This window comes from Bradyrhizobium ottawaense (assembly GCF_002278135.3).
GTDB lineage: Bacteria > Pseudomonadota > Alphaproteobacteria > Rhizobiales > Xanthobacteraceae > Bradyrhizobium > Bradyrhizobium ottawaense.
Genome location: NZ_CP029425.2, coordinates 7,397,012 through 7,422,126, shown reverse-complemented (window position 1 = coordinate 7,422,126; position 25,115 = coordinate 7,397,012). Strand labels below are relative to the sequence as shown.

The following is a 25,115-nucleotide window of genomic DNA, read 5'->3' as shown; positions in this document are numbered from 1 at the left end:
CATCGAAGAATATGTGACACGGCGGCATGAGCAAGTCGCTGCGGCGTCTTCCGAAAGTTGCGAGGTCCTGCAGAACGGCCGCACCGCCTGCCTGGAGGATCACCTAAGACGGTCTAGCGGCTGCTGTTGCCAAGTCCGCCTGCTTCACCCGATCGTTTTCGGTTCGGCTTGCCGTCCGTCAGGTCCTCCCTGTGCGCGTCTGATAATCCGGCCTTCAGCCATCATCTAGCTCGCTCATAGCGTCATCCATGTCTGACTGGGTATCGCTTATGACCTGGGTAGCGACGGCAACCAGAGCTTTTTCGAAGGCCCGCTGCAACAATGCTGCGTGCGAGTTGTCGCCGCCGTTCGCGGCGTTATCGGTGTTTGTGCCAGCGTCTGGCGCCGTTGCTGCGATATCGGCTGCGCCTGTGTCCATGTCATAAAACTCAGATAGCGGCGGTGCCGCGAGATGACCTATTCCTTTCGTGCTAGCAGGGGCAGCTTGCAAGAAGCTGACGAAGAGTGAGGCCGGATTGATGCCGCGATTCGTGCCCCGAGTGATCTCAGGTGGTCCGGTGTTTGGAGGTTTGTGCGAAGAACTGTGCTGGTTCTAACAACCGGTATGTTGAAGGTATTTAGGGGGGCCGGTCATACCCAGACTATCCTGATCCGCAACGCGCTTACCTTCATCTCGACGACATGGATCGCCTCGCGGTCCTTTCTGGCGGAGCTTCAGAAGACCCAGGTTGGGGCGGTCCCGCCTGCAATGGCCGGGCATGCGAGGGGCCGGCGTGCGGCGGCTCATCCTGAAAAAGGGGCGGTGCGCGATGGTCCTGCATGCGATGTCCCCGCTTGAGGCTCACCGTGCCGTGGCTCGGCTTCCGATGGGCCGACATCCAGAGTCTGCCATATCACATCTTGATCGAAGCCGGGATGTTCCTCGATCGCCTGAGCTATGGCCTGCGGCGAGAGATGCTGCTGGCCGTTGTCCGGCTCTGGCGCAGCGACGGCCGCAGGCGCGGCATATAGATTATCCTGCCAACCCGAGTCTGGCCCAAGGGGATGCGCTAAATCTGGGTAAGGCGGATAGAGGTGTCCTGTCTCCAAGTATGGAGAGTAGGGATGGCCCGCGTCGAGATAGGGTGAATAAGCCTCGCCCTGCAGCACTGGATGGGCGACTCCCTGCGCCGAAGCGGGAGCCTCTGAACCGCTGAGCTGCCGCTCGAACTCGGTTGCATCTGTAGCCGTCCGTGCTGTGTCGGGCTCCGGGCTCGTATTCGCCGGGGCGACTGCATTGAAATCCACCCTGTTTCTCCTTCCAACTGATGACGCGCATTGAGCTATGCGAAGCCTCAGCTAGCTCGGAAGCGCGCGTGCGGAGGCCCACATTGATCTTTAATGCCTCGCACTGCGTGAAGGCAGCGCTACCCAATTTCCCTCGAGCATCCGGTCTCTTATCCATCTATCGGGCTGCCTCAAGCAGGGCAGCCGTCAAGACCTCGCAGGCTCATGCTGGGGGCTTTAGCTTTCGAAAAGCTGACGATCGGATGCGACTTCAGTCGGAGCGGTCTTGCATCTTCGACCATCACTTCTGGCCTGGACCGGCTTCGCGCACAGCGCCCCCATGAAGCGGCGTTTCGGGAGAAGCTTCCGGCCGCCCGTCCCGGAAGACCGTGCTCGAGGAGCCGCGAAACAACATCAAAACCGACTCGTGTTGTGACCTCTCGGCGGCGGGACTGCGCCGGGCCTGCGCTTCCGCCACAAGGCCCTTGAGGGTCTGGTCCACCAGCGCAACAAATCTGGGTGGGCCAGAAGCAAGGATGAGGCCCTCTCCCGGGGCAGGTTTCACGATATAGCGCTCATCCGAGATGTTGAGCGCGTCGAGCGCGGCCTTGAGCGCATCGAAGCTGATTGGGTTCAATACAATGAGCCGGCTTTGCGCCTCTTGGGCGGCGGAGATGTAAAGGACAAGTCCGTCATAGTACCACTGGAGATTGTACAAAGCAGTCAAACGGTCAAGGAATTCTCGTGGCGGCAGGTCCGGCATTCGTCCACGAATCCGGCCCCTGACGTCGGCGCTGACATTGACCCTGATATTGAGATTGTTTCCGAACTCCTGCAGCGCCGCAGCAAGATCCTGATCGAGAACGGTGTAGCTATAAGGGGCGGGCGGCAGCGAAAGGGATGCAGCAGACGTGCGCAAAATTCCGACACAGATGAGAACACCGGCACAAAAAATTCTTTTTAAGATATGTACCACCGTGGACCGCGCGAGCATTCCTTGACGCCTTCCGCTCATTATGAAGTTAGAGTTTCGCCGCAGCTTGGAAGCCAAACGTGATCATTAGATGACCAAGTCAACCTGATCTCCGTCAGGTTTTCGTCAGCTCGGCAGCCTATGAACTTGATCGGTTCATCGGCTAAAGCTTAGGTCATCAAACCAGCACAATGACACACTCCATGTTGTTAGGCGCAACGCCGATCCCTCCCAGTTCAGCCGGTTGTCTTTCCGGTGCCTGCTCTCCGGCAGCTGCTGGCGAGCAGGCGCGTTTCGAGCAGTCCCTGGCGCAAGTAGCTCCCAATCAGGGGTCGCCTTTCCCGACCGCGAATCCACCCGCAGCGACTCCTCCGATATTGGAGGTCCAGCGCACGAATGTGCTGGCAAGTCCGCCGGGCGACCGAATCCTCCAAACCCTTTCCGGCATCTACCAGGGTCGAGCCGTTTCTCCGGCGATTGCGCCGGCTGTCGTAAATGGGGTGCAGCCTGGGCCGGCTGCGCAGCCACTTTTGCCGGCGGATAACGCCGGAGCCAATGCGGCTGTTAAGCCGGTTGGAGCTGATTTCGAATCGATGATGACGAATCTGCGAGACGTCTACAAAGACGTTGTTCAGGTTTCCCTCGTCTCCAAGGGCACCAGCGCCGTCAGCTCGTCGCTAAACAAGCTGCTATCGGCCGGCTGAGTAAGCTGATGACTGGCGATATGAAGAGGGGGAGCTCCGGCGGCCGTCAATCGTGGCGACGGCTTCGCGTGTTTCTTGCTATGCCCCTTCTCCTCTCGCTGATCGGCTGTAAGACCGATCTCTACACCAAAATTCAGGAGCGCGAGGCTAATGAGATGCTCGCGCTTCTCCTTGGCAAGGGCGTTGATGCTGTCCGTGTTGTCGCCAAGGACGGAACCAGCACAATCCAGGTCGAGGAAAAGCAGCTCGCTTATTCGATTGACCTGCTCAATGTTGAGGGGCTGCCGCGCCAATCCTTCAAGAATCTCGGCGAGGTGTTCAAGGGATCGGGCCTCGTTGCCTCGCCGATCGAGGAGCGGGCACGATACGTTTATGCTCTAAGCGAAGAATTGTCGCGCACGATCAGCGATATAGATGGCGTCCTTTCAGCACGCGTTCACGTCGTTCTGCCGAAGAACGACTTGTTGCGGCAAGGTGCGACCCCATCCTCGGCATCGGTCTTCATTCGACATGGCTCCAGCGCGAGGCTTTCGGCACTATTGCCGCAGATCAAGATGCTCGTCGCAAACAGCATTGAAGGGCTGTCCTATGACAAGGTCGCCGTTGTCTTCGTGCCGGTCGAGCGCGCTCCAGTCGAGCAGTCTGCCGGTCCGGGAGTCCCTGTGGCTCAGTCAGCAAGAGCCGGCTCATCGCCGTTACTTGCGCTTGCTGTAGGAAGCGCCGGAGCGGTATTCGGCATCGTCGCTTGCGTATTGCTGGGCCCGCGCATGCGTCAGTTTGGAAAATCATCGCGTAAGCTGAGCGTGTTCGGTAGGGGCTCGCGCCTGTCTGCTGACCAAGCGGCGGGCAAGATGATTGCTGATGCGTCATAGTCTGGACGCTCATGCCGCCATCAATGTCAACCACAGCCACAAAAACCAATCGCTCGTTCACGCTCGCAGCCGATCGGCTGCGCGAGCTTGCTGCCTCGGCCGATCCCGGTCGTTTCGCCGGGCTTCTTGACCCGCTGCTTTCACCTTCCACTTTGGCTCGGCTACAGCAGAGTGCCAGGCTACAGCCAAGGCTCGCCGAACTGCTTTTGGGCAGCAAGGGGGAGGTGAGCTGCGGCGACTGGAGCGAAGATGCTCTCCTGGGGCATGATCCGCGGCGGGCTGCGCTGCTCGCGGGCGGCATTTGGCATGCACGCTCCATCCTCAAGCTGTTCTCCAGGCACGATCTGCCTGTGTTGGTGGAGTTGATCGGTGCCGAGGCGCATGCTTTCGCAGTCCGGCATTTATCCTGCGCCGTCGCAACGGCCCCGATCGCCGATCCAGAGCAATTGTCCCGACAGATCGAATATGACGGGCATGCTTGTCTCGGCGCTTGGCTCGAAGAGACTTCATCGCTTGCTCGTATCCGCGTGCTTCTACGCTTGCCCGCTGGGACGGCCGCCGAGAGCTCAACTGCCGAGCACCGTAGCGCAGCAGGCCCGCTGCTTTCCCTCGTCATGGCTCATTTGCGCACTGAGGATGCTGGGGCATGACGGCCGATGCCCTCGCACCACCCGCGGCCCCGAAGATTCGGGCTCTTGGACCGCTGATCCCAGCTGCGCAGCTTGAGATCTGGCACGATGCCATACAGGCGCTGGCCGCTGCCGAGCGGCATCTGCAGCGGGTTCGAGGGTGGGCACGCCTGGCTTATGAGCGGGAACGTGCGCAGGGCCGCGCCGAGGGTGCAAAGGCTGGCGCAGAGGAAATGGCCCGGCTGATTGCGCAGGCGACTTGTGAACTGGCCCAACGCAAGGCGGTTCTGGAGCGGGAATTGCCGCAACTGGTCTTTGAGATCGTTCGCGATCTGCTTGGCGCATTTGATTCGGGCAAGATGCTGGTCCAGTGCGTTCGTCATGCCATCGAGCAAAGATATAAAAACACGGAGGTCTGCCTTCACGTATCCCCACTGAAAGCCGACCTGCTAGCCAGTGAGTTCAAGGATTATGACGGACTTGAGGGCCGGCCGAAGCTCAGGATTGAGGCGGATCCGGCGCTGAGCGCGGACCAATGTGTTTTATGGAGCGAGTTCGGCAACGTCGATCTTGGGCTTGCCGCGCAGCTGCGCGCGCTGCGCCTCGGCTTTGGCTTGACGGAGGAAGCTGAATCGTGACCGTGCAACGACCGACCCATCATGCCGCGGCCGCAGAAGGAACCGTAAAGGCCGCACTCTCATCCTTAAGATCTTCCGCCAAGCACATCGATACACGCGCTGTCCGCGGCCGGATCACGCGGGCCGTGGGCACGCTGCTGCACGCCGTCTTGCCGGAGGCCAGGGTCGGAGAACTGTGCTTATTGCAGGATCCTCGCAGCGGATGGTCGCTCGAGGCCGAGGTAATCGGTCTGTTGCCGGATGGGGTGTTACTCACGCCCATCGGGGACATGGTGGGGCTGTCCAATCGCGCAGAGGTGGTGACGACCGGGCGAATGCAGGAAGTGGCTGCCGGCCCCGATTTGCTCGGCCGCGTGATCGACAGTTTTGGCCGGCCGCTCGACGGCAAGGGCCCTATAAAAGCCGGCGAAGCCAGACCGCTGCGCGGCAGGGCGCCTAATCCGATGAAACGGCGCGCGATTGAACAGCCGTTCCCGCTCGGCGTCCGTGTCCTGGATGGTCTTCTCACATGCGGAGAAGGTCAGCGGATCGGAATTTATGGTGATGCCGGTTGCGGCAAGTCGACGCTGATGTCGCAAATCGTAAGAGGCGCAGCGGCCGACGTCACTATCGTTGCGCTGATCGGCGAGCGCGGTCGAGAGGTGCGTGAATTCATCGAACGTCATCTTGGCGAAGCCCTTCACCGTTCCGTCGTTGTGGTGGAGACTTCCGACCGTTCGGCGATGGAGCGGGCCCAATGCGCCCACATGGCGACAGCGCTAGCCGAATATTTTCGTGATCAGGGCCTTCGCGTCGTTCTGATGATGGATTCTTTGACGCGCTTTAGCCGCGCCATGCGTGAAATCGGACTTGCCGCAGGAGAACCGCCGACCCGGCGCGGATTTCCGCCATCCGTTTTTGCACTGTTGCCGGGCTTGTTGGAGCGCGCCGGCATGGGCGAGCATGGCTCCATTACGGCCTTCTATACTGTGCTTGTCGAAGGTGACGGCACGGGTGATCCGATAGCGGAAGAATCACGCGGCATCCTCGATGGCCACATTATTCTCTCCCGCGCGTTGGCCTCCCGGGAGCATTTTCCGGCGATCGACGTGTTGTCGAGCCGCAGCCGCGTCATGGATGCGATCGTGTCCGTGCCGCATCGCAAGGCGGCATCCTTTTTCCGTGATCTGCTGTCACGGTACGCTGAGGCCGAGTTCCTGATCAAGGTCGGTGAATACAAACAAGGCTCTGATCCGCTGACCGATCGGGCGATCGCCTCGATCGAGCAACTGCGGGCCTTTCTGCGCCAGGGGCAGGGTGAGGCGTGCAGCTTTGAGGAGACGATCGCATGGATATCGCGTCTGACCGCCTAAGTCCCGTTCACGCCTCGAAGCTGCGGCTCGTAAAGGACATGCGGGAGCGAAGCGCCATTCGTGAATTGTCTAACATGGAAGCCAAGCGCCACCTTGCGATCCAAGCTGTCCAACGAGCTTTCGAGCATCTTACACATGCCGAAGAGCGCCGGGCAAAGCTCGAGGCAGAGCTCTATCGGGAGATGCTAGCAGCCGATGCGATGTCTGTTTGCGAGCTGCAGCGGCGCTATCATCTCATCATCGGCCGGCTCACAGACGAGATTGCAGCGGCGCAGCAGGTTCTTGAAAATGCCCGTGCTGCTCAGACGCAAGCTGAGACTGCGGTTCTTGAGGCGAGGGCCGTTTGGGCCAGGCGTTCAGCGGCGAGCCAGAAATGGCGTGAGATTGATCAAGACGTTCGGCGCACCACGAGTGCTCATTTCGAAGCCGCCGCCGAAATCGAAGCTGATGATGAAGTCTTGCTCCGCTACCGGCGCGGCCCGTCAGGGCAGACGGGAGGTGAGCCAGCATGATTGCAGATCCTCTCACGCGCGAGCTCGGGGCCTGCGGCGCGGAAGCCGCACCGGCCTCGGACCGGCCGGCTGAGCGCGCAGCCTTCATGCCGTCGCTGATCCTGTCGCACGCAGTGGCCTCGTGGCTTAACGAGATCACAGCGTTGCGTGCGCCTCTACAAGGCCTCCTCGGCGAGAAGCCGCTATCTGTGCGCGTGAGCCGGACCGTCTGGCAGGCGGAGCCGGCTGCGGCACCGATGCTCGACTGCGTCTTCGAAGTAGAAGGTGAAACCTTGATCCTGTCCTTGCCGGGTAAGCTTGCGGAAGCGCTGGTTCGGACCGTGCAGAATGGGCTTACCTTACCTTCTGAGCCGGCGCGTTCGCTGGTCCTGGAACTTGCGCTTGAACCCTTGCTTGCTGCGCTGGAAAGAATGACGCAGCGGAATCTGCAGCTTGTTCGCACCGAGGAAGCGCGGAGTACGCAGCCTTATCTTGAATTTGACGTCGCCTATGGTGAGCTCGCCAGCAAGGCTCGGCTGCTTCTATTCTCTCCGTTCGACGGTCCGGTGCCTCCGGCTTTCACCGTCCTCGGCGAGCTGCTCGGCCGATTACCGCGACAGGCGGCCAGGCTGCTTTCCGAACTCCCGGTCATCGTTGCAGGCCATATCGGCTCGCTCCGCGTCGCGATCGGCGTTCTTCGCCAAGCAGAGCAAGGCGATGCGCTGCTCCCGGACACAATTCCACTCGCGCGAGGCCAAATTGTTCTCGTTGCAGACCGATTGTGGGCCCCTGCAGAGATTGGCGGCGACAGGCTGGTGCTGCGAGGACCATTCCGCTTGCGATCCCACCCTCTAAAAAGTGAAGATGTGATGCCCCAAAACCAGATGCAACAGCAGCCCCCGTCAGAGGCGGATATCGACAGCATCGAGATCACACTCGTATTCGAATGTGGCCGCTGGCCGATGCCGTTGGGAACCTTGCGAACCATCAACGAAGGCCACGTGTTCGAACTTGGCCGGCATCTTGACGGGCCGGTCGATATCGTTGCGAACGGCCAACGTATCGGCCGAGGCGACATCGTGCGGATCGGCGAGGAGCTCGCCGTCAGGTTACGCGGCAGGTTGGCGCTTAATGACTGAAATTCAACCCAGCATCCTGGCGCTTCTTGCAATAACGGTCGGCCTTGGTCTCCTGGCCTTTGCTGTCGTCACAACTACAGCCTTTATCAAGGTCTCGGTTGTTCTCTTCCTCGTGCGCAATGCGCTAGGAACTCAATCGATACCGCCGAACATCGTCCTTTACGGAGCGGCACTCATCCTGACCGTCTTCATCAGCGCTCCAGTCTTCGAGCAGACCTATAACCGCCTTACCGATCCGCAACTTCGCTACCAGAGTTTCGATGACTGGGTGATGGCCGCCAAGGAGGGACAGGAGCCGCTGCGTGTTCATCTGAAGAAATTCACCAATGAAGAGCAGCGCCGCTTCTTCCTGTCATCCACCGAACATGTCTGGTCGGAGGAGATGCGCGGCAGCGTAACGGCAGATGATTTCTCAATTCTTGTGCCGTCGTTCTTGATTTCCGAACTCAAGCGGGGCTTCGAAATCGGTTTTCTTCTCTATCTTCCCTTCATCACGATCGATCTGATTGTCACCACGATTTTGATGGCCATGGGTATGTCGATGGTATCCCCCACAGTGATATCTGTCCCCTTCAAGCTCTTTCTGTTCGTCACTATCGACGGCTGGTCACGTCTCATGCACGGGCTAGTACTAAGCTACACCACGCCAGGAGGTTGACCATGAACGAAGCCAGCATCCTTACGCACCTCAGTCAATCGCTCGTGCTCTTCATGATCTGGGTTCTGCCGCCGTTGCTCGCAGCTCTGATCTCCGGACTGATCATTGGCCTTATCCAGGCGGCAACTCAGCTCCAGGACCAAACCCTGCCACTGACGGTCAAGCTTCTGGTTGTCGTCGCCGTGCTCGCCGGTTTTTCCCCGGTTCTCAGCGCCCCGCTGATCGACCAGGCCGAGCGCATCTTCAGCGAGTTTCCGGCACTCACCGCAAGATACTAGCAGAGCTTGGATGGCTGGCCTGTCACCCGCAGAGGCGCAAGTTCTCGTTCAGGGCTCGATCGAATTCGTCGCCGCAACCGGCCTGAGTGCGGCCCGCGCCCTAGGCATCATGCTGGTGCTTCCTGTCTTCACCCGGCCGCGTATCAGCGGCCTCATTCGGGGAAGCCTGACGATTGCGATTGGCCTGCCTTGCCTTGCTCAGATCAAGCTCGGTCTGCAGGCCTTGGACCCGAACACGCGCTTGGTTAGCGTTACCATGCTTGGCGTGAAGGAGGTGTTCGTCGGTCTGATGCTCGGCATCCTGCTCAGTATTCCACTATGGAGCATACAGGCAGTCGGCGACATCATCGATACCCAACGAGGAATTTCAAGCCAAGTTGCGGGGGAGGATCCCGCGACGCACAGCCAAGCGACTGGAACCGGGCTCTTTCTCGGTGTTACGGCGGTTACGATCTTCGTTCTGGTCGGCGGGCTGCAGACCATGGTGAGCGGCCTTTATGGCAGCTACCTAGTGTGGCCTGTCTATCAGTTTTTGCCTGCCTTGACAGTGCAAGGGGCAATGGAGTGTCTTGCCCTTCTCGATCGTATCATGATGACGACCTTGTTGGTCGCCGGGCCGGTTCTGGCCCTGCTGTTGCTGGTGGATATCTCGGTCATGATGCTCGGCCGTTTTGCATCTCAGCTCAAGATGAACGATCTCTCTCCGATGATCAAGAATGTTGCATTCGGGGTCATTATGGTCAGCTACACCGTCTATCTGCTCGAATATGCCGGTTCTGAAATCCTGACCTCGAACGACATGCTCGATCATCTGAGGAAGCTGTTGAAATGAGCTCTACGAGTGAGGAGAAAAAGCTTCCTCCGACGCCCAAGAAGCTGCGCGATGCGCGCAAGAAGGGGCAGAGCGCGCGCAGCTCCGATCTAGTGAGCGGCGTCAGCGCCTGTGCCGGTTTCGGCTGTCTGTGGTGGCGAGCGGGTGCCATTGAGGACAAGTGGCAGGAGACGGTCCGGCTGGTCGATAAACTGCAGGAGCAGCCGTTCACAAGCGCGGTGCCACAAGCGCTCAGCGGCTTGCTAGAACTTTCGATTGCCACTGTCGCTCCGTTGCTCGCCGCTGCCGTGACAGCAGCTCTTCTGGCCAATGTCCTGGCCAATGGCGGCTTTATGTTTGCTTCGGAGCCGCTCAAGCCGAAGCTCGAGAAACTCGATCCCATCAAAGGCTTGAAGCGTATCGTCTCGAAACGTTCGGCCATCGAGCTTGGCAAGACCCTGGCTAAAGTGGTTTTGCTTGGTGCGATCTTCTTTTTAACCGTGACCGCGAGCTGGAAAGCGCTGGTGTACCTGCCAGTCTGCGGCATGGGCTGTTTTGGTTTCGTCTTCACCGAGGTTAAACTGCTGATTGGCATTGCCGCTGGAGCTTTTCTGGTCGGCGGATTGGCTGACCTTCTAATCCAGCGTTGGTTGTTTATGCAGGACATGCGCATGACGGAAACGGAGGCCAAGCGGGAGAACAAGGAACAGCAAGGCAATCCGCAGGTGAAGCGCGAGCACCGGCGGCTGCGGCAAGAGTCGGCAAACGAGGCTCCACTCGGCATCAGCCGGGCCACGTTGATATTGCGGGGACCGGCAACGTTGATTGGTCTGCGCTATGTTCGCGGCGAGACCGGTGTGCCGGTGTTGGTCTGCCGTGGCGAGGGTGAAGCTGCTTCACAGCTGCTTGGTGAGGCGCGCGCGCTTCGCCTCAACATTGTGGAGGACAATGTTCTGGCGCGTCAGCTGCTCGGCAAGGCAAGGCTCGGCAACCCGGTGCCTTCGCAGTATTTCGAGTCAGTCGCAAAAGCGCTCTATGCGGCGGGGCTAGTCTAGGGTCCAGACTCAATTGAGCCAATATGCGACGAGAGCGGCGAGATGAACAGCGGCCAAAAAATTACGGGCGAGCTTGTCATATCGCGTGGCGATGCGCCGGAAGTCCTTGAGCCTGCAAAAGCAGCGTTCGATGACATTTCGTCCTTTGTAGGCGCGTTTGTTGAAGCGATGGATGACGACACGGTTAGATTTATTGGGGATTACGGGCTTGGCGCCACGACGAATGATTGCGCCGCGAAGCTTGTCGCCATCATACCCTTTGTCGGCGAGGAGCACGCTCATGGGTGGCGCGAGCGCCAGGACATCGGGAGCCGCAGCGATATCGGCATCCTGGCCTGGAGTCAGATGCAGGACGACCGGCCGGCAGAGCGGATCGCTCAGCGCATGGATTTTTGTCGTGCGGCCTCCGCGCGAGCGGCCGATTGCTTGATTGTGCTTCCCCTTTTCCGCCGGAGGCACACCGGTGAGCTTTAATCGAGGTCGAGTCGAGCGACAGTACGACGCCGTCTTCGCCAGGCTTGGCCAGCGCTTCGAAGATTGCGCACCATCGTCCTCGCTTGGCCCAGCGATTGAAGCGATTGTAGATCGTCGTGTAAGGGCCGTATTCACGTGGACAATCACGCCATCGTGCACCCGATTGCAGCATGTGAATGATGCCGCTGACGATGCGTCGGTCGTCGTCCCGATCCGGCCCCGTCAGTCCCCTCGGCAGATGCGGTTCGATACGCGCCCATTGCCTGTCGTTCAGCCAAAACAAACCAGCGCGCATTCTCTCGCCCCCGAATCAACACGTAGGCAAGAGAATCACGTGGCGCTATTTAGGTACAGACCCTAGTCATCCGGAACGCAAGTTCGTCGCATTGGTTGATAGCTTGAATCTCGAGAGAGGAGAGCGCTTGTGGCGAATGCAGGTGGGAAAGGCCGGCCGATCGCGCCGTTGGTGCTGAGTCCGCAGGAGCGGGCGTACTTGGAGAGGCAAGTTCGTCGTCATCGTGCTGCGCGGTTGCTTTCCTGAGCGATGCCGCGCGATCCTGCGGTGGGCGGATGGCTTGCCAAGCAAGTCTGTGGCTGCCGAACTCGGCCTCCACGAACACACCGTTGGCAAGTCGCGCCGCCGATTTTTGAAGGATCGCTGTGATGGCTTGCTTGACGAGGCACGCCCTGGCCGCCCTCGCACCATCAACGACGATCAGGTTGCCGCCATGATCGATCGCACGCTGCGTACGACGCCGGCCGAGGCGACGCAATGGTTGATCCGCTCGATGGCTGCGGAAACTGGCTTTTCCCGCACCACGATCCGCCGAATGTGGTCGGCGTTCGGCTTGCAACCGCACCGTAGCCAGACATTCAAGTTGTCGAGCGATCCGCGGCTCGTCGACAAGGCACGCGACATCGTCGGCTTTACCTGTCCCCGCCGAACCGAGCCCTTGTCCTCAGCATCGATGAGAAAAGCCAGATTCAGGCACTCGATCGCGAGCAGCCGGTCTTGCCAATGATGCCCGGCATACCGGAGCGTCGTACGCACAGCTATGTGCGGCATGGTGCGACCACGCTGTTTGCCGCGCTCGATGTCGCCTCGGGGTTCGTCATCGGCAAATGCTACAAGCGCCACCGGGCAGTCGAGTCTTGAAGTTTTTAAAAGAGATCGATGCTCAAGTTCCTGAAGGCCTCGATGTCCATATCGTCATGGACATGTGTAGACGCCCCCGTTGGTGCAAGAAGAATCTTTCGAAGAGTGCGGAGCGTGGTCGGGCGCTGACATGTGTTCGGCCTTTTGTTGCGGCTGCCACATGCCGCTGGCCCGTATGGGAGTTCGCGGAACGGGTCCAATTCAACTTCGCGTGCTCGAGGCGCGTATCCATGATCTGGTTTTCCCATTCCTGTCTCGTGACCGTGCGCCATACTCTCCGGTTGACCTTCTCACACTCACGGTCCCTGCCGCGGAACTACTTCGCCGCAGCCGGAGCCCGATAGGTTCCGCCTCTCGCCATCAATGCCCAGACGATGCGCGCCATCTTGTTAGCGAGGGCGACGATCACCAGCATGGGCGGCTTGAGGGCAAGCATGCGCGCAAGCCAAGAATCCGCTGTCGAGTCTTTGCGCATTGCCCAGCGCACGGCCGCGCTCGCGCCGATGATCAGTAGTCGTCGCAGGGTTCGTTCGCCCATACGTGACGTCTTGCCGAGCTTCTGCTTGCCTCCGGTGGAGCGCTGCAGCGGGGTAAGCCCCAGCCATGCCGCAAAGTCGCGTTGCGACCGTGCACGTCGGCTGCGCGGCAAGACATTTAAGGATCTGATCCCGGCGCAGCTTCTTGCGGAAAAGCACGGTTCCTGATGCATCCGCGCCGTGCATCTGGAACACATTCTTCGCCAGATCCAACGCGATTATGCTAAATTCCGACATGGACGCCTCCGTTCAAGTGATGGTCAACGACACCACTTTGGCACAGCGATGCCGTGAGGGGGCGTCCACATGGGGTAATCGCAGGAGCGTGTTGCCCTAAAGACAATCAATAGTCTTGGAGGGTGGCTGTTCCCCGATAGGATGGAAATACGGGCTCACGACTGGACGCCGGGCCCAAGCATCGAATGGAGAACAGCCATGGAAGAGTATATCGGTCTCGATGTGTCGATGAAAGAGACGGCGGTCTCGATCCGTCGAGCAGGTGAACGGATCTGGCGCGGCAAGTGTGCATCTGATCCCAGTGTCATCGCCGCGCTCATCCGCAAGCGGGCGCCGGCCGTGAAACGCGTGGTGTTCGAGACGGGACCGCTGTCGGTATGGTTCTATCATTCTTTGCGCACCGAAGGATTGCCGGCGATCTGCGTCGATGCGCGCCATGATAAAGCGGCGCTCGATATGGCGGCGAACAAGACGGACGCGAACGACGCCGATGGTCTGGCGCAGCTCGCGGAAGTCGGGTTCTTTCGTGAGGTGCGCGTGAAGGGATTCAACAGCATGCTGACCCGCACGCTTGTCGCGGCGCGCACGCGGCTGGTCCGGATCACCACCGAGCTTTCGAACCAGATCCGCGGCGTCATGAAGACCTTCGGTCTGCTTGTTCCCGCCGGAAAGGGAAGCACCTTCGAGAACGTCCGGAACCTTCTGGTTGATCAGGACGGACTTGCATCCATCGTGCTTCCGATGCTGGAAGCCTGGCGTGGCATTCGCATCCGCGCCGCCGAACTCGGTCGCCAGTTGGTTCGGGATGCGCGCGAGAGTCAGGCCTGCCGCATCCTCATGTCGATTCCGGGCATCGGTGCGATCACCGCAACCTCTTTTGCCACAGCTATTGAGGAGCCTGACAACTTTAGGAAATCCCGATCTGTTGGCGCGTGGATCGGCCTGACAACGCGCCGCTACCAATCCGGAGAAGTCGATTATGATGGCCATATATCCCGACGTGGCGACCGCCATTTGCGTGGGCTTCTCTATGAAGCGGCAGCGGTCATTCTGACGCGCAGCTCAACCGACAGCGCTCTGCGGACGTGGGGACGGCATCTCCGGGAGAGGATCGGCTTCAAAAGAGCCGCCGTGGCTGTGGCACGGAAACTGGCGGTGATAAGCATACGATGCTTAAGACCGGCGAGCTGTTCAATCCGAATGCCGGAGCTGCCGCATAAGCTCGGATAGCGTTCAGAACCTGAACGCCTAAGGTATCCCTGCCAGGACGTGAGCCGAGCCATTCCGCTGATGGGGTTGCACTGCTGACTCAGCAAAGTGCGTCGTCCACATTGAAGGCTCGTCCGCGAAGCTCCATCATGCGGCGACCAATGTCGACCGCGAAGACAACCACGCACCCGGCAGCGTCTCTTGACGAAACTAAATGCTTGACGTCCCAGCAGCGATTAGACGACACCTCCGTCGGGCAACTCGAGGCCGACATCTGCACCTTCATCCACCTGCACAACCAAAACCCGAAGCCCTTCAAATGGACCAAGTCCGCAGACCAGATTTTGGCTTCCGTCAAACGCTTCTGCCACAAAACCCAGCAGACTTTATGTGGCGAACATTAGATTCACGTGACTAGGTCGTCCTGTCCTGACGCTGCGATCTGCAGGCTGGCGCTCAATCGATGCTCGCATCTTCCGCGAGGCGCCGATGCGCTCGCCCGATAGCCTCTGGGCCGCGGCCTCGCCGACCGGATCACCGGATCAGCTGCGGCGCCAAGCGCAACAACTTGTTCGCCCATTTCGGGAGCTTCAGCGCCTACACCCTCGAGGACGTCGACTTGTACCACCTTGGCTAGGGGACCCTGCCACTCGGTTGACAAGCCGGTAGTGCTGATCGTCAACTAGTACCCACTTTTCTTGGAACGTGAGTCGTGATTCAAGGTCGGGATGATACCCGAAGGAAGAGAAGTCCACCTTTCGAGGAAAGATCGCAAGGTGCTTGAGGCGTGCTGTCGCTCACCGGTGACGTTGCAGCGCGATTTGAAGCGGGCGCGGATAGTTCTGTTGGCGGCGGATGGGCGCAGCACCCGGTCGATCGCCAAGGAAGTTGGGGTCCAGCCGCGGATTGTCAGCCTTTGGCGGCATCGCTATGCCGACCATGGCCTTGAAGGGCTGCAAGACAAGCCGCGGCCTGGCAAGCAGCCGATCTATACGAAGACGACCGACAAGCGGATTCTGAAGCTGCTGGATAAGCCGCCACCGCAAGGGTTTGCGCGCTGGACCGGCCCCCTGCTGGCCGAGGCGCTGGGCGATGTCGATGTCCAATATGTCTGGCGGTTCCTGCGCAGCCACAAGATTGACCTGGTGGCTCGCAAGTCCTGGTGCGAGAGCAACGACCCGAACTTTACGGCCAAAGCCGCCGATGTTGTCGGCCTCTATGTCGCGCCGCCGGCGAAGGCCATTGTGCTGTGCGTGGACGAGAAGCCCTCGATCCAGGCTTTGGAGCGAGCGCAGGGTTATCTGAAGTTGCCCAATGGCCGCGCCTTGACCGGCCAAAGCCACGATTACAAGCGGCATGGCACCACAACATTGTTTGCGGCGCTCGAAGTCGCCACCGGAAAGATCATCGCGACCCATTCAAAACGCCGGCGCCGCGTCGAGTTTCTCGATTTCATGAACAGCGTCACCGCGGCTTTTCCGAACCGCAAGCTTCACGTCATCCTCGACAACCTCAACACCCATAAAAAGAACGAGGACTGGCTCAAGGCCCACCCCAACGTGCAATTTCATTTCACGCCGACAAGTGCGCCATGGCTCAATCAGGTCGAAGTATGGTTTTCCATCTTGCAGGGGCAGTCGCTCAGCGGCACCTCCTTCACGAGCCTCAAGCAGCTTCAGGAACACATCGATGCCTACGTCAACGCATACAACGACAGAGCCGAGCCCTTCGTCTGGACCAAGAAAAAGGTCCGTCAACGCCGTTTCAAAGGCCGCCGTATCACTCAGCTCTGATTCCGGGTACTAGGGACGGTGCCATCTGGAGCATGTCTCTGGTCGTCTATCTCGAGCCGCGCTGCTACAAGTTCATACGATCACAGCGTTTATACGTCTCAAGATCGCCCGAGTGCCACATTGCGCCGCACACGTTCGAGAGCCACAGGACGTAAGCCTGCGTGCGAGAGAAAAAGCAAGCCTCCAGCTAAACTCGAGACGCAAGGGTATTGCCGCCATTGTCCATCAACGCCGTTTTCCCGCGCGGGGTGCTTGCAACGTCTATTGCTTCACCTAACCCAACCCGCTAGCTGACACCGGACAAGCTTCGCCGAACATCGCAAGTTTGCGCCGGCAGTTAGCTCGTCGTATCGAAGCATGGATTTCGCATTCGGTCGGCAAGAACCTCTGGATGATCCCGTATAGCGGTGCCGCGGCGGTTAAGTGCCTGGCGGTCGCCTGGTTGCGCGAGCCGCCGAGATGGTTCTAATAGATCATATACGCCAGCCGGCCGAATCGGCTTCCAGCCGTCGAGGGCATCCACCGCGATTCAAAGTCGCTTTCATGTGGCCCGTCCAGAAGCGCTCGTTGGCTCAGAGGGCAGGGCCGTCAACAGGCCGAGCAGGCTGCCAGTGAAGCCTTCGAAGCAGGGTAGAAGCGATCGCCCGTTCCAGCGGCTTGGAGAATCTTAAACAATTATTGAATGTTGATTGCTGCTCCATGTACGTGCGCTCACCGACTTTGCCGCCGCCAGCCATCTACGCGCAGCCGGCACCATCCTCCATCCGATCGCCCCAGTTCTCAGCCTCTGGGCCGGCACCGGTGGGCAAAGCGACAGCACACGGACGCGCGCTTTACAGCCTATGGGCTCTGGCCGTATCGCGTTCACTGCCTCCTTTGCTGCCACGTTACCAAATGAGGTAGGTATCGCGTGTTGGCAATTGTGGTACCTTGTAGGGGATGATCGAAATGAGCGGCGAACAACTTAGTACGTTATAAGCCCTTCAAGCTAGGAGATCTCGAATGGCACCGAATGCAAGCGAAGACGAGAAACGCGAGCGGCGGCCACATGTCGGGCACGACCCGGCTCTGATATCTGGCGCTTCCGCCGATGGCGCTGGGAAATCTACGACAGCCGCATCGCCTATTCCATTTACTTTTCGGGAATGGCAGAGCTCGATTGAAGCGACAAGCAACCTGTTCGCTGCGGCCCTGAAGGACGGACTAGGTTTGGCGGCTTCCTCCCTGCACGATCAGGCCACCTTTCTGAAGGATATCGCGGACTCCAAAACTTCCTCGGAGCTGTTGCGGTGTCACCTGGATTTTCTGGAGAAATTCTGGTCGAGGTCGTTCAGCGCCGGCTCGAAGATATTGGATCATCTCAAGCCACAGCCATCACCCGCGGGAAGGCAGGCGCTTCACTGAGCTTGCGATAAGAGCCCGATCGCAGCTACTTCCTCCAGAGCCGAGGGCATATGTCGCCCACTGACGAGGGTGTGGGTCGCTTTAGTGGCTTCAGCTCACCCGCCAAATCCCACGATTGCTCTGAACTCAAGATGCCGCGAGTTATCTAAGATTCGTTTGCCATAGATACCTCTCTTTTTGTCGAATAGAGCTTTTCTTAGGCGGAGGCAGGCAACCGCTGTCCGCTCAAGGGGGCGCAGATCCGGTTGGCGGCCGATGCCGGGATGAGTGATGACGTGATCGCCACAAGCCTGGGCGTCGGCCACTTGGCGGTCTCCCACCCTTCGACGTTTTTGTCGAAGGCAACCTGGCGGAGAACCAGAGCGAAGAGCCGCCTACCGGGCAGAGCGCGAACTCAACGACAAGGAAGAGGCCCTTCTGGTGGCCACCGCCTGCGGCCCTCCGGCAGGCCGGGCGCTGGACACCGGAGCTGCTAGCTGGCGAATGCTCAGGCTGACGTGGTACCAAGCGTGCCGCCGGAACGTCGTTCTCACGCTTGACTGCAACTTGCCCACACGGGCCGCTTTCGTTTTGGGAATTGCCGGGTCTCGTCAGCTTTCAGTAAGCCAGCCCGGATACAGAGCCGTTGTGGTTAACGGGACGTGGCAGGGACAGCGCTATCTATCCAGAACGGTCAGCGCCGAGTCACGCTTTCCGCTAAACTCAACGGCAGCGCGGAGCGGCAGGGATAGTGCCTTTATCCAGCCCCCCAGGTCGGTAGGCGCCAGGCCGCGCCCGCGCTGTTTCCTGTCGCTGACCTTCTGTAGTCGGCTTTAAGCGTTCAGGGGGTGGAACATGGACGGCTTCAACTCAACATCCTCGCCTTATGCGCCGCAAGTGCGGCGCAACCAGCCGCTGCCAAGTTTGTCTCTTTATGTGCCCCCGAGCTGGCAGCAGGGAGATCCGTGGGCGCCGGAAGACCTCAAGTTGCGAATGGGTTTGCACAAGCTTCTGCCCCATCCGGATCTGAGCCAAATAAAAGTCTTACTCTCGGGGACGTGAACTAAACAGCCGGTATCGGGCCGCCAGGCTCGGAACACGAGATTTTTCTCCGCAGAAACTGAACTAGCTCCCGATTGAAGTCAGCCAAGGCGGCGAGTCGCCCGCGCTGCCTGCGATCCGAGTCGATCGTTAATAAGCCGAATTGGGCTGAACTGGACAGTTGAGCGTTGGCCAGAGTGAGAGCAGGAAGAGGGACAAAAGGTCTCTGAGCCAAGCCAGGACACGGCGGAGGTTGTGGCCAACGGCCGAGAGGAGAACGTTAGCGGCATCTCCGGCGCGGCCTTTGAGATAGCAGCGGCCAAGGTGACCTTCGTTCTTCATGTGTCCGATGATGGGCTCGATGGCGGAACGGCGGCGTAGCTCGCGCTTGATGACGCCGAAGACGCCGCGCTTCTGGCCCGAGATGAAGACGCGGCGGGGATTTTGTGTGTCGTGGCCGCGATATCCCTTGTCGACATAGGCCCGTTCGATCGGGCAGCCGGTGAGGCTCTCGGTGCGCTCGATGACGTTGCGAAGGGTGTGACCGTCGTAGGGGTTGTCCGGCAGCGAGCAGGCGTGGAGCACGAACAAGCCGCCCGGAGCTCTTTGGTTGTTGGTGACGATGGAGGCCTTCACGCAGAACTCATAGGGCGCGGCGGCCTTGCCCTTGCCGATATAGCGCGACGATCTGGGTCGGAAGACGTATTGCCTCACATATCGATGCTCCCGGGCGCGATCAGTTGCCTCATTTATTTTGCTCCTGGCCTGAGTTGAGGAGGAGGCCGGGTGCGGAGATGGCCGGGGTTTCGGAGCGCCCGGCCTCCTCCGCTGGCACCTCGCACGTCATTGGGGTGTTGTGACCTCATGCCCTGGCGGCATTTTTTCTGAAGCAAACAGCAGCGCATTCGCTTGCTCGCTGCGCCAGGATTTCAACCGACGTTGAAGGGTTCGAAGAAGCTTGTTCGGATAGTCTCCAGGATATTCCACCTGCAGGCGCGAGAGCAGTTCGCTGCCGGTCCGCCAAGGCTCGGCTTCAAACCATTTTCTCAAATCTGACGTTGCCCGGATAAGCGGATCGGGACGACGCCGGCCCCTTTTAGCCTTCACGATTGGCCGATCCGTCGGGCGCGTGGCGCCGTCCTTCCAGGCCGTTCGCAGGCTTGCCAGGAAGCGATCAATCGATTGTGATGCCGCAGCAGGATGGGCGGATGGTTGGATATCCGCGAGCGCCGCGAGGCGCTCCTGCACGTCGCGGATGTCGCGCAACAACGTGACCGGATCGAGAGCGGTATAGATTTCCTGGAGATGGTGGCGGACCGCATCAGGCGTGCGGGCGTCCGCTGACAGGCGCTGGTGGGGTGTTGCCGGCGCGCTGTATGTCTTACGTACACGAGCACCGTCGCGCTGCTTGGCTAACAGTTTGAACGAAGGTTGGAAGAAGTTTACGAACAGCCGCGCTGACCGATAGAGTTCCGCCAGTAGCTTGGCCGCCTCCAGGCCTTCGAACCTACGATAGCCGACCATCCTGCGCACGACGGCGCCGTTCTTTTGCTCGACGAACGCCTGGTCATTCTTCCGGTAGGGACGGCAACGCGTGAAGACAATGTTGGCCGCCTCGCAGTAGGCCTTCAACGTCTCATTCATGAACACGGTGTCATTGTCCGTGTCGAAGCCGAGCAGCGCAAAAGGCAATTGCTTGCGCAATTCCGTCAGCACCGTGCTCACCAGCGTCTGTTCGCGCACGATCAGAGGTGCGCACTCTGTCCAGCCGGTAGCAATGTCGGTGAGCACGAGGGTCTGGATGAAGCTGCCGCGCGCAGATGGACCGCTATGCGCTACAAGGTCGGCCTCGACGAATCCCGGCGCCGGATCATTCCAATCTGCCGAAGTCCGTATTGGAATACTGCGACGCAGGGAATGCCCCGCGTGCCGCCGGCGCTTGCGACCCAATTTTTCTCGAACCCGCACCAAGGCGCGGTCGATCGTCGCAGCGCTCATCGCCAAAAGTTTGGTGCGAATCTCAGGGGCAAGGTCGAGGTGCCCGTACCGTTCCATCGCCTCAATCAGCGCGGGCATTAATGCTTTCAGTCGCTTCCCGCAGATGCGGTCTGACGCCTCCCAAAGCAGCACGAGTGCGGTGTGTTCTGCTTCATTATATATCCGACGTCGCGCCCGTCGGCCCGGATGTACGCCTTCCTGGTTTCGAAGTAGACGCATCGCATGCTTCCGATGGAATCCGGTGATGTCGACGAACTCGTCCAATATCCGCGCCTTCTTCGCGCGATCCGACCGCCGATAGCGCACGCCTGCCGCCGCCGTCAGTTCCTTCCGCGTTGCCATGCTTAGCCACCCCATCTCCGCCCCTCGCTCGTTCCCGGTCCAGGGGAGCAATTTACGTGAGGCAACGGCTTAGGATCCGGTAACAATTAAGGCGAGGCAATGCGGCTTTGATTGTCGCGGAGCGTCAATCAAGCGAGCGTTTTTTGTGTCGCGTGCTCCGGTGGCCGCCCTGGACCACGCTTTCGCTCGAGGGCAGTCCGCCTGCGATAGCTCTCGACGTTCATCTCGACGATGGTGGCGTGGTGAACAAGGCGATCGATCGCCGCGAGGGTCATAGCTGGGTCCGGAAAGACCTTGTTCCATTCTCCAAAGGGCTGATTGGCGGTGATCAGCAAAGAGCGTCGCTCGTAGCGTGCGCTGATGAGCTCGAACAGCACACTGGTCTCGGCCTGGTCCTTGGTGACATAGGCAAGATCGTCCAAGATGACGAGATCGAAGCGATCGAGGCGGTTGATGGCGCCCTCGAGGTTGAGCTCGCGGCGAGCCACCTGGAGCTTCTGCACGAGATCGGTGGTGCGGGTGAACAGGACGCGCCATCCGTTCTCGATGAGGGCCAAGCCGATTGCTGCCGCCAAGTGGCTCTTGCCTCCACCGGGCGGACCAAACAGCAGCAGATTGGCGCCCTTGCCGAGCCAGCCGTCGCCGGCGGCGAGTGCGGTCATTTGCGCCTTGGAGATCATCGGCACGGCCTCGAAGTCGAAGCTGTCAAAGGTCTTTCCGGTAGGCAGCCGCGCCTCGACGAGATGGCGCTCGATGCGGCGGCGGCCGCGCTCAGCGATCTCGTGCTCGGCAATGGTGGCGAGGAAGCGCGCCGCCGGCCAGCCTTCTTTATCGGATTGCTCGGCAAATTGCGGCCACAGCGCCTTGATGGCGGGCAGCCGCAGCTCGTTGAGCAACAGATTGAGGCGCGCGGTGTCGACTACGTTGGTTGTGCTCATGCGGCGCCTCCGATCTCGGCGGTACCGATGAGGCATTCATAGGTGGCGAGCGGTGCGAGGCGTACCACGACGTTCGGCACCTGGGCGGGATCCGGGGCGAAGTGAGTACGTAGCCGGTTGAGGTCGGGCAGCCGGCCGTCGTTCAGGTCAGCCGTGAGCTGATTGGCGAGTTCGGCCTCGCAACCGCGCTCATGGGCGAGTGCGAGGAGATCGACCATGATCCGGCAGGCCTTCTTGTCCGGTAAGCGTTTGCGCAAGACGTCGAAGGCTCGGCGGTAAGCTTCCCGGGGGAACAGCTGGTCGCGGTAGACCAGGTTGAGGAGCGCCATCGGCTTGCGCCGCAAGGAATGGATCACGTGCCGATAATCGACGACCTGATCGTGCTTGCCATTGGGATGCGGCCGCCCGCGCGGCAAGGTGAGGAGATGCGTGCCGCCGACAAACACGTCGAGGTGATCGTCATACAGGCGCACCCGCAGCCGATGGCCGATCAAGCGCGACGGCACCGTGTAGAACACCTTGCGCAAGGTGAAGCCGCCGGACGACGTCACGTGGACGATCACCTCTTCATAGTCCGACGTGCGGCGGTCCGGCAGATCCTGAAGTGCGCTACGTTCACTGTCGATCCGCTTGGCGTTGCGGGCATTGCGGCGGCTGGCGATCTCATCGATGAAGCCACGATAGGCAGCTAGATCGTCGAAGTCGGCGGTGCCACGCAGCAACAGCGCGTCGCCGATCGCTCGCTTGAGATGACCATGCGAACTCTCGATCGCCCCGTTCTCGTGGGCGATGCCACGATTGTTGCGGGAAGGCCGCATGCCGTAATGGGCACAGAGGTCTTCGTATCGCCGCGTCAGATCGTCTTTGGCGTCGCGGTCGAGATTGCAAAAGGCGGCCGACAGGCTGTCGGTGCGATGCTCCCGTGGCGCCCCACCGAGTGACCACAAGGCATTCTGCAGGCCTTCGGCCAGAGCGACGAAGCTCTCACCGCCGAGCACGACATGGGCGTGCTCAAACCCGGAATAGGCCAGCCGGAAGTGATAGAGACGATGGTCGAGCGGTACGCCCGCGATCGTGACACCCAATTCGCCCATGTCGGTGAAGTCGGACAGGCCGCGCTGACCGGGTTCGTGGGTCTGGCGGAAGATGACCTCCTGCTCCTCGCCGTGGATCGCCCGCCAGGCCCGGATCCGGCGCTCCAGCGTGCGACGGATGCCGGCGCCGAGCTCGGGATGGCGTCGGAGCAACTCCTCGAAGATCGTGACCGGCCGCACACCGGGGGCGGCCTTCAGCATCGGCGCGATATCTGTCTCAAATACGCGGGCCAAGGGATCTGGCCGGCGACGGCCGCGGGGAGCCTTCTTCTGCGACGGAAGGCGTCGATCCTTCTCGATCCGGTAAGCGGTCGAGGTGCTGAACGAAGCCTTGGCGGCGGCCACGGGTGGGCTATCGGTCTGACGGTACTTCATGTAGAGCCTCATTTGGTGATCGGTAATGTGTCGGCCTGGCACGCGAGTGATTCCTCTTGGCGGAAGAACCACTTGCATAACCAGCCGGCCGCGATCACCAGTCGGCGCGGTCCGCTGTGGATCGCGCCGACGCCGGGCTCGTAACTCCGGTCGGGCTACGCCCTCCCTGCGTCACGAGCCCGGCGTAGCCCTCTCATCATGGTCGACGCTCCACTTCCATCCTGTTCGCCGCGCGGCACTTGCCGATGCACTCGACCTCCGGAGCATGGAAGGAATACAACTTCCAGCCGCGCTGGCGCTGCTGCTGCGAGCCGATCTGGGTGGCTCGGCTCAGCGGCAGGGCGAATGCCCCCTCCAATGCGGCCTGGCCCTCGGTCTTGCGGCGAATGTCGCGGATGATCCGGCCCAGCCGGCTGCGCAGGATGCGCAGCTGTCGCTGATGCCGGTTGAATTGTTTGGCATGAGCGTAGCGGCCCGCCATCATCGCCGCGCTTTTGGCCACGCGAACATAGGATTGCCGGAGCCTGACCCCGTGCTTCCTCGCCAGGCGGTTCAACCCGCGGATCGCTGCATGCAGCAGCTTGGCGTCGGTCGGGAAGCTGATGGCCTTCGGTTGGACGGTCGTGTCGACCGTGACCCGCTTGAGGTCCTGGCTGCGCAACGCACCGCTCGCGTGCGCCACGCGAAGGCTCTCGGCCAACAACCGCTCCAGCTTGTCGCCGAGCCGCTTGCGCCAGTGGCTCAGGTCTGAGCGCTCATGCGGGAAAACGTGCTGGAAAAACTCTTCGCCGGTGAAGAACTGGAAGTACGGATCGTGGACCCAGCGCTCGCACACCCCCTCGTAGATGTGCTTGAGCAGCAGCAATCCGATCATGAAGCGGGTCGCGATACCCGGCCTGCCGTTGTCGCTGTAGAGCGGCGCGATCTCGCCGTCGATCCAGTCCCGATCGACCCTGCCGGCGAGCAGAACCAGCTCGTGTCGCATGTTGATGATCTGGTCCAGCCGGGACCGGAACAGATCGTTCGAGCCTGTCGTCCTGTGCTTCTTTGGTCGCATCGGTCCCTCCGATGCAGCACAGAATCACGGTTCGCAGCGGCAGGGAAATCCAAAATCGAAATTGCAGGTTTTTGCTGTGAAGCCCCAATCCCCTGCAATCTCAAATGCCGCCGCAACCGGAAAACAGACTCTCAATCAAGTGCTTGGAGGCTTGTTCACGGACAACATCCGAAGCTGATCGCCGAGACACGTGAGGCGACTACCAGTCCTGGGGCGAGAGCTTCGTCGCCCTGGCCGAGGGTCTGCAGAACGCGCTGTGGTCGCTCGGCGGGCCAGCGCGTAAGCATCGCACCGGGCCAAGGCGCGAGCCCGTATCAGAGTCCCGTGAATGGTGTCGTAGTTCAGGTATCCCTGCAACACGCGGCGGAGCCACGCGCCGGTATCAACGATGAACGCCTGGCGGCGGTTCGTTACGCCGTGTCGTATCGTGCCATCCTGGCATTGCGGGAGTCGATTGTCACCCGTCGGATTGTGATGCGCGTTTCGCGGGATCGTGAGCGCGGATTTCAGGGGATCGTGAGCAACGATTTCGCAGGATCGTGAGCAAGGCTTTCGGAGCCTTGCAGCGCTTCGGCCGACAACTCAACCGGCTTAGGGATGACCTCGTGGTTAACGA

The 25,115-nt window shown here is 60.4% G+C and carries 21 protein-coding genes and 7 pseudogenes; 19 read left to right on the top strand and 9 right to left on the bottom strand.

The genetic code is table 11. The features are described from left to right. Positions 1–214: 214 nt before the first annotated feature. Positions 215–418 (bottom strand): hypothetical protein, encoded by a 204-nt coding sequence (locus CIT37_RS34730; RefSeq protein ID WP_011084616.1) that lies wholly within the window; start codon positions 416–418, stop codon positions 215–217. A gap of 416 nt (positions 419–834) precedes the next feature. Between CIT37_RS34730 and CIT37_RS34725 the strand changes: the two genes are divergently transcribed. Next, a complete protein-coding gene (locus tag CIT37_RS34725; RefSeq protein ID WP_161966260.1) occupies positions 835–1,011 on the top strand; it encodes a hypothetical protein in 177 nt (58 codons plus the stop codon). A gap of 556 nt (positions 1,012–1,567) precedes the next feature. On the opposite strand, the gene CIT37_RS34720 is transcribed toward CIT37_RS34725, so the two are convergent. Further along, on the bottom strand, positions 1,568–2,260 hold the full coding sequence (locus tag CIT37_RS34720) for a secretin N-terminal domain-containing protein (protein WP_020608155.1): 693 nt from the start codon (positions 2,258–2,260) through the stop codon (positions 1,568–1,570). A gap of 170 nt (positions 2,261–2,430) precedes the next feature. On the opposite strand from CIT37_RS34720, the gene CIT37_RS34715 reads away from it, so the two are divergent. The 11 genes from CIT37_RS34715 to CIT37_RS34665 are packed head-to-tail and all read left to right on the top strand — an operon-like array spanning position 2,431 to position 10,866. Further along, positions 2,431–2,943 (top strand): nodulation protein NolB, encoded by a 513-nt coding sequence (locus tag CIT37_RS34715; protein WP_085968164.1) that lies wholly within the window; start codon positions 2,431–2,433, stop codon positions 2,941–2,943. 8 nt (positions 2,944–2,951) lie between these two features. Then, positions 2,952–3,815: a type III secretion system inner membrane ring lipoprotein SctJ gene (sctJ, locus tag CIT37_RS34710; protein WP_011084621.1), complete on the top strand. Its 864-nt coding sequence runs from the start codon at positions 2,952–2,954 to the stop codon at positions 3,813–3,815. Positions 3,816–3,826: 11 nt separating this feature from the next. After that, positions 3,827–4,465: a nodulation protein gene (locus tag CIT37_RS34705; RefSeq protein WP_011084622.1), complete on the top strand. Its 639-nt coding sequence runs from the start codon at positions 3,827–3,829 to the stop codon at positions 4,463–4,465. Further along, positions 4,462–5,082, top strand: a complete 621-nt coding sequence (sctL, locus tag CIT37_RS34700; RefSeq protein ID WP_011084623.1) for a type III secretion system stator protein SctL — start codon at positions 4,462–4,464, stop codon at positions 5,080–5,082. The genes CIT37_RS34705 and sctL overlap by 4 nt, the downstream gene beginning before the upstream one ends. Next, complete coding sequence (gene sctN / locus CIT37_RS34695; RefSeq protein ID WP_011084624.1) at positions 5,079–6,434, top strand: type III secretion system ATPase SctN; 1,356 nt, start codon at positions 5,079–5,081, stop codon at positions 6,432–6,434. The genes sctL and sctN overlap by 4 nt, the downstream gene beginning before the upstream one ends. After that, positions 6,410–6,946: a hypothetical protein gene (locus CIT37_RS34690; protein ID WP_095425549.1), complete on the top strand. Its 537-nt coding sequence runs from the start codon at positions 6,410–6,412 to the stop codon at positions 6,944–6,946. Before sctN ends, CIT37_RS34690 begins: the two co-directional genes overlap by 25 nt. Continuing rightward, a complete protein-coding gene (gene sctQ, locus CIT37_RS34685) occupies positions 6,943–8,064 on the top strand; it encodes a type III secretion system cytoplasmic ring protein SctQ (protein WP_011084626.1) in 1,122 nt (373 codons plus the stop codon). Before CIT37_RS34690 ends, sctQ begins: the two co-directional genes overlap by 4 nt. Continuing rightward, on the top strand, positions 8,057–8,722 hold the full coding sequence (sctR, locus tag CIT37_RS34680) for a type III secretion system export apparatus subunit SctR (RefSeq protein ID WP_011084627.1): 666 nt from the start codon (positions 8,057–8,059) through the stop codon (positions 8,720–8,722). Before sctQ ends, sctR begins: the two co-directional genes overlap by 8 nt. A gap of 2 nt (positions 8,723–8,724) precedes the next feature. Continuing rightward, on the top strand, positions 8,725–9,000 hold the full coding sequence (locus tag CIT37_RS34675; protein ID WP_011084628.1) for an EscS/YscS/HrcS family type III secretion system export apparatus protein: 276 nt from the start codon (positions 8,725–8,727) through the stop codon (positions 8,998–9,000). Positions 9,001–9,010: 10 nt separating this feature from the next. Next, the gene (gene sctT / locus CIT37_RS34670; RefSeq protein ID WP_011084629.1) at positions 9,011–9,832 is read left to right on the top strand and encodes a type III secretion system export apparatus subunit SctT; all 822 of its coding nucleotides are present in this window, start codon (positions 9,011–9,013) and stop codon (positions 9,830–9,832) included. Next, complete coding sequence (locus CIT37_RS34665) at positions 9,829–10,866, top strand: EscU/YscU/HrcU family type III secretion system export apparatus switch protein (protein WP_011084630.1); 1,038 nt, start codon at positions 9,829–9,831, stop codon at positions 10,864–10,866. The genes sctT and CIT37_RS34665 overlap by 4 nt, the downstream gene beginning before the upstream one ends. Before the next feature lie 9 nt (positions 10,867–10,875). Here CIT37_RS34665 and CIT37_RS34660 read toward each other — a convergent pair. Then, a pseudogene (locus CIT37_RS34660) lies at positions 10,876–11,657 on the bottom strand (IS5-like element ISBj2 family transposase). A 107-nt stretch (positions 11,658–11,764) separates the two neighbouring features. On the opposite strand from CIT37_RS34660, the pseudogene CIT37_RS34655 reads away from it, so the two are divergent. Beyond that, a pseudogene (locus CIT37_RS34655) lies at positions 11,765–12,558 on the top strand (IS630 family transposase); the annotation flags it as partial. A 254-nt stretch (positions 12,559–12,812) separates the two neighbouring features. On the opposite strand, the pseudogene CIT37_RS34650 reads toward CIT37_RS34655, so the two are convergent. Continuing rightward, positions 12,813–13,118 (bottom strand): annotated as a pseudogene (locus CIT37_RS34650) (transposase); the annotation flags it as partial. 349 nt (positions 13,119–13,467) lie between these two features. Here CIT37_RS34650 and CIT37_RS34645 point away from each other — a divergent pair. The 5 genes and pseudogenes from CIT37_RS34645 to CIT37_RS34625 all read left to right on the top strand — a co-directional run bounded on the left by CIT37_RS34645 (position 13,468) and on the right by CIT37_RS34625 (position 18,716). Further along, a pseudogene (locus CIT37_RS34645) lies at positions 13,468–14,489 on the top strand (IS110 family RNA-guided transposase). Between the two features lie 234 nt (positions 14,490–14,723). Beyond that, positions 14,724–14,882 (top strand): annotated as a pseudogene (locus tag CIT37_RS34640) (IS630 family transposase); the annotation flags it as partial. A gap of 324 nt (positions 14,883–15,206) precedes the next feature. After that, positions 15,207–16,271 carry an IS630-like element ISRj1 family transposase gene (locus CIT37_RS34635; RefSeq protein WP_109866559.1) on the top strand — a complete coding sequence of 355 codons (1,065 nt, stop codon included), beginning with the start codon at positions 15,207–15,209 and terminating at the stop codon, positions 16,269–16,271. A gap of 1,002 nt (positions 16,272–17,273) precedes the next feature. Then, positions 17,274–17,675 (top strand): hypothetical protein, encoded by a 402-nt coding sequence (locus CIT37_RS34630; protein WP_011084637.1) that lies wholly within the window; start codon positions 17,274–17,276, stop codon positions 17,673–17,675. A gap of 834 nt (positions 17,676–18,509) precedes the next feature. Beyond that, positions 18,510–18,716: a hypothetical protein gene (locus CIT37_RS34625; RefSeq protein ID WP_011084638.1), complete on the top strand. Its 207-nt coding sequence runs from the start codon at positions 18,510–18,512 to the stop codon at positions 18,714–18,716. A gap of 129 nt (positions 18,717–18,845) precedes the next feature. Here CIT37_RS34625 and CIT37_RS34620 read toward each other — a convergent pair. The 5 genes and pseudogenes from CIT37_RS34620 to CIT37_RS34600 form a co-directional block, all read right to left on the bottom strand. Beyond that, positions 18,846–19,373: pseudogene (locus CIT37_RS34620) on the bottom strand (transposase); the annotation flags it as partial. A 165-nt stretch (positions 19,374–19,538) separates the two neighbouring features. Next, positions 19,539–21,050: an ISNCY-like element ISBj12 family transposase gene (locus CIT37_RS34615; RefSeq protein WP_011084703.1), complete on the bottom strand. Its 1,512-nt coding sequence runs from the start codon at positions 21,048–21,050 to the stop codon at positions 19,539–19,541. 113 nt (positions 21,051–21,163) lie between these two features. Further along, entirely contained in the window at positions 21,164–21,973 is an 810-nt protein-coding gene (gene istB / locus CIT37_RS34610; protein ID WP_018270204.1) for an IS21-like element ISBj11 family helper ATPase IstB, read from the bottom strand. After that, entirely contained in the window at positions 21,970–23,484 is a 1,515-nt protein-coding gene (gene istA / locus CIT37_RS34605; protein ID WP_039228609.1) for an IS21-like element ISBj11 family transposase, read from the bottom strand. Before istA ends, istB begins: the two co-directional genes overlap by 4 nt. Positions 23,485–23,668: 184 nt before the next feature. Next, positions 23,669–24,499: pseudogene (locus CIT37_RS34600) on the bottom strand (IS5-like element ISBj2_B family transposase); the annotation flags it as partial. Positions 24,500–24,823: 324 nt separating this feature from the next. Between CIT37_RS34600 and CIT37_RS34595 the strand changes: the two are divergent. Beyond that, positions 24,824–25,042, top strand: a complete 219-nt coding sequence (locus tag CIT37_RS34595) for a hypothetical protein (protein WP_161966259.1) — start codon at positions 24,824–24,826, stop codon at positions 25,040–25,042. Positions 25,043–25,115 lie beyond the last annotated feature (73 nt).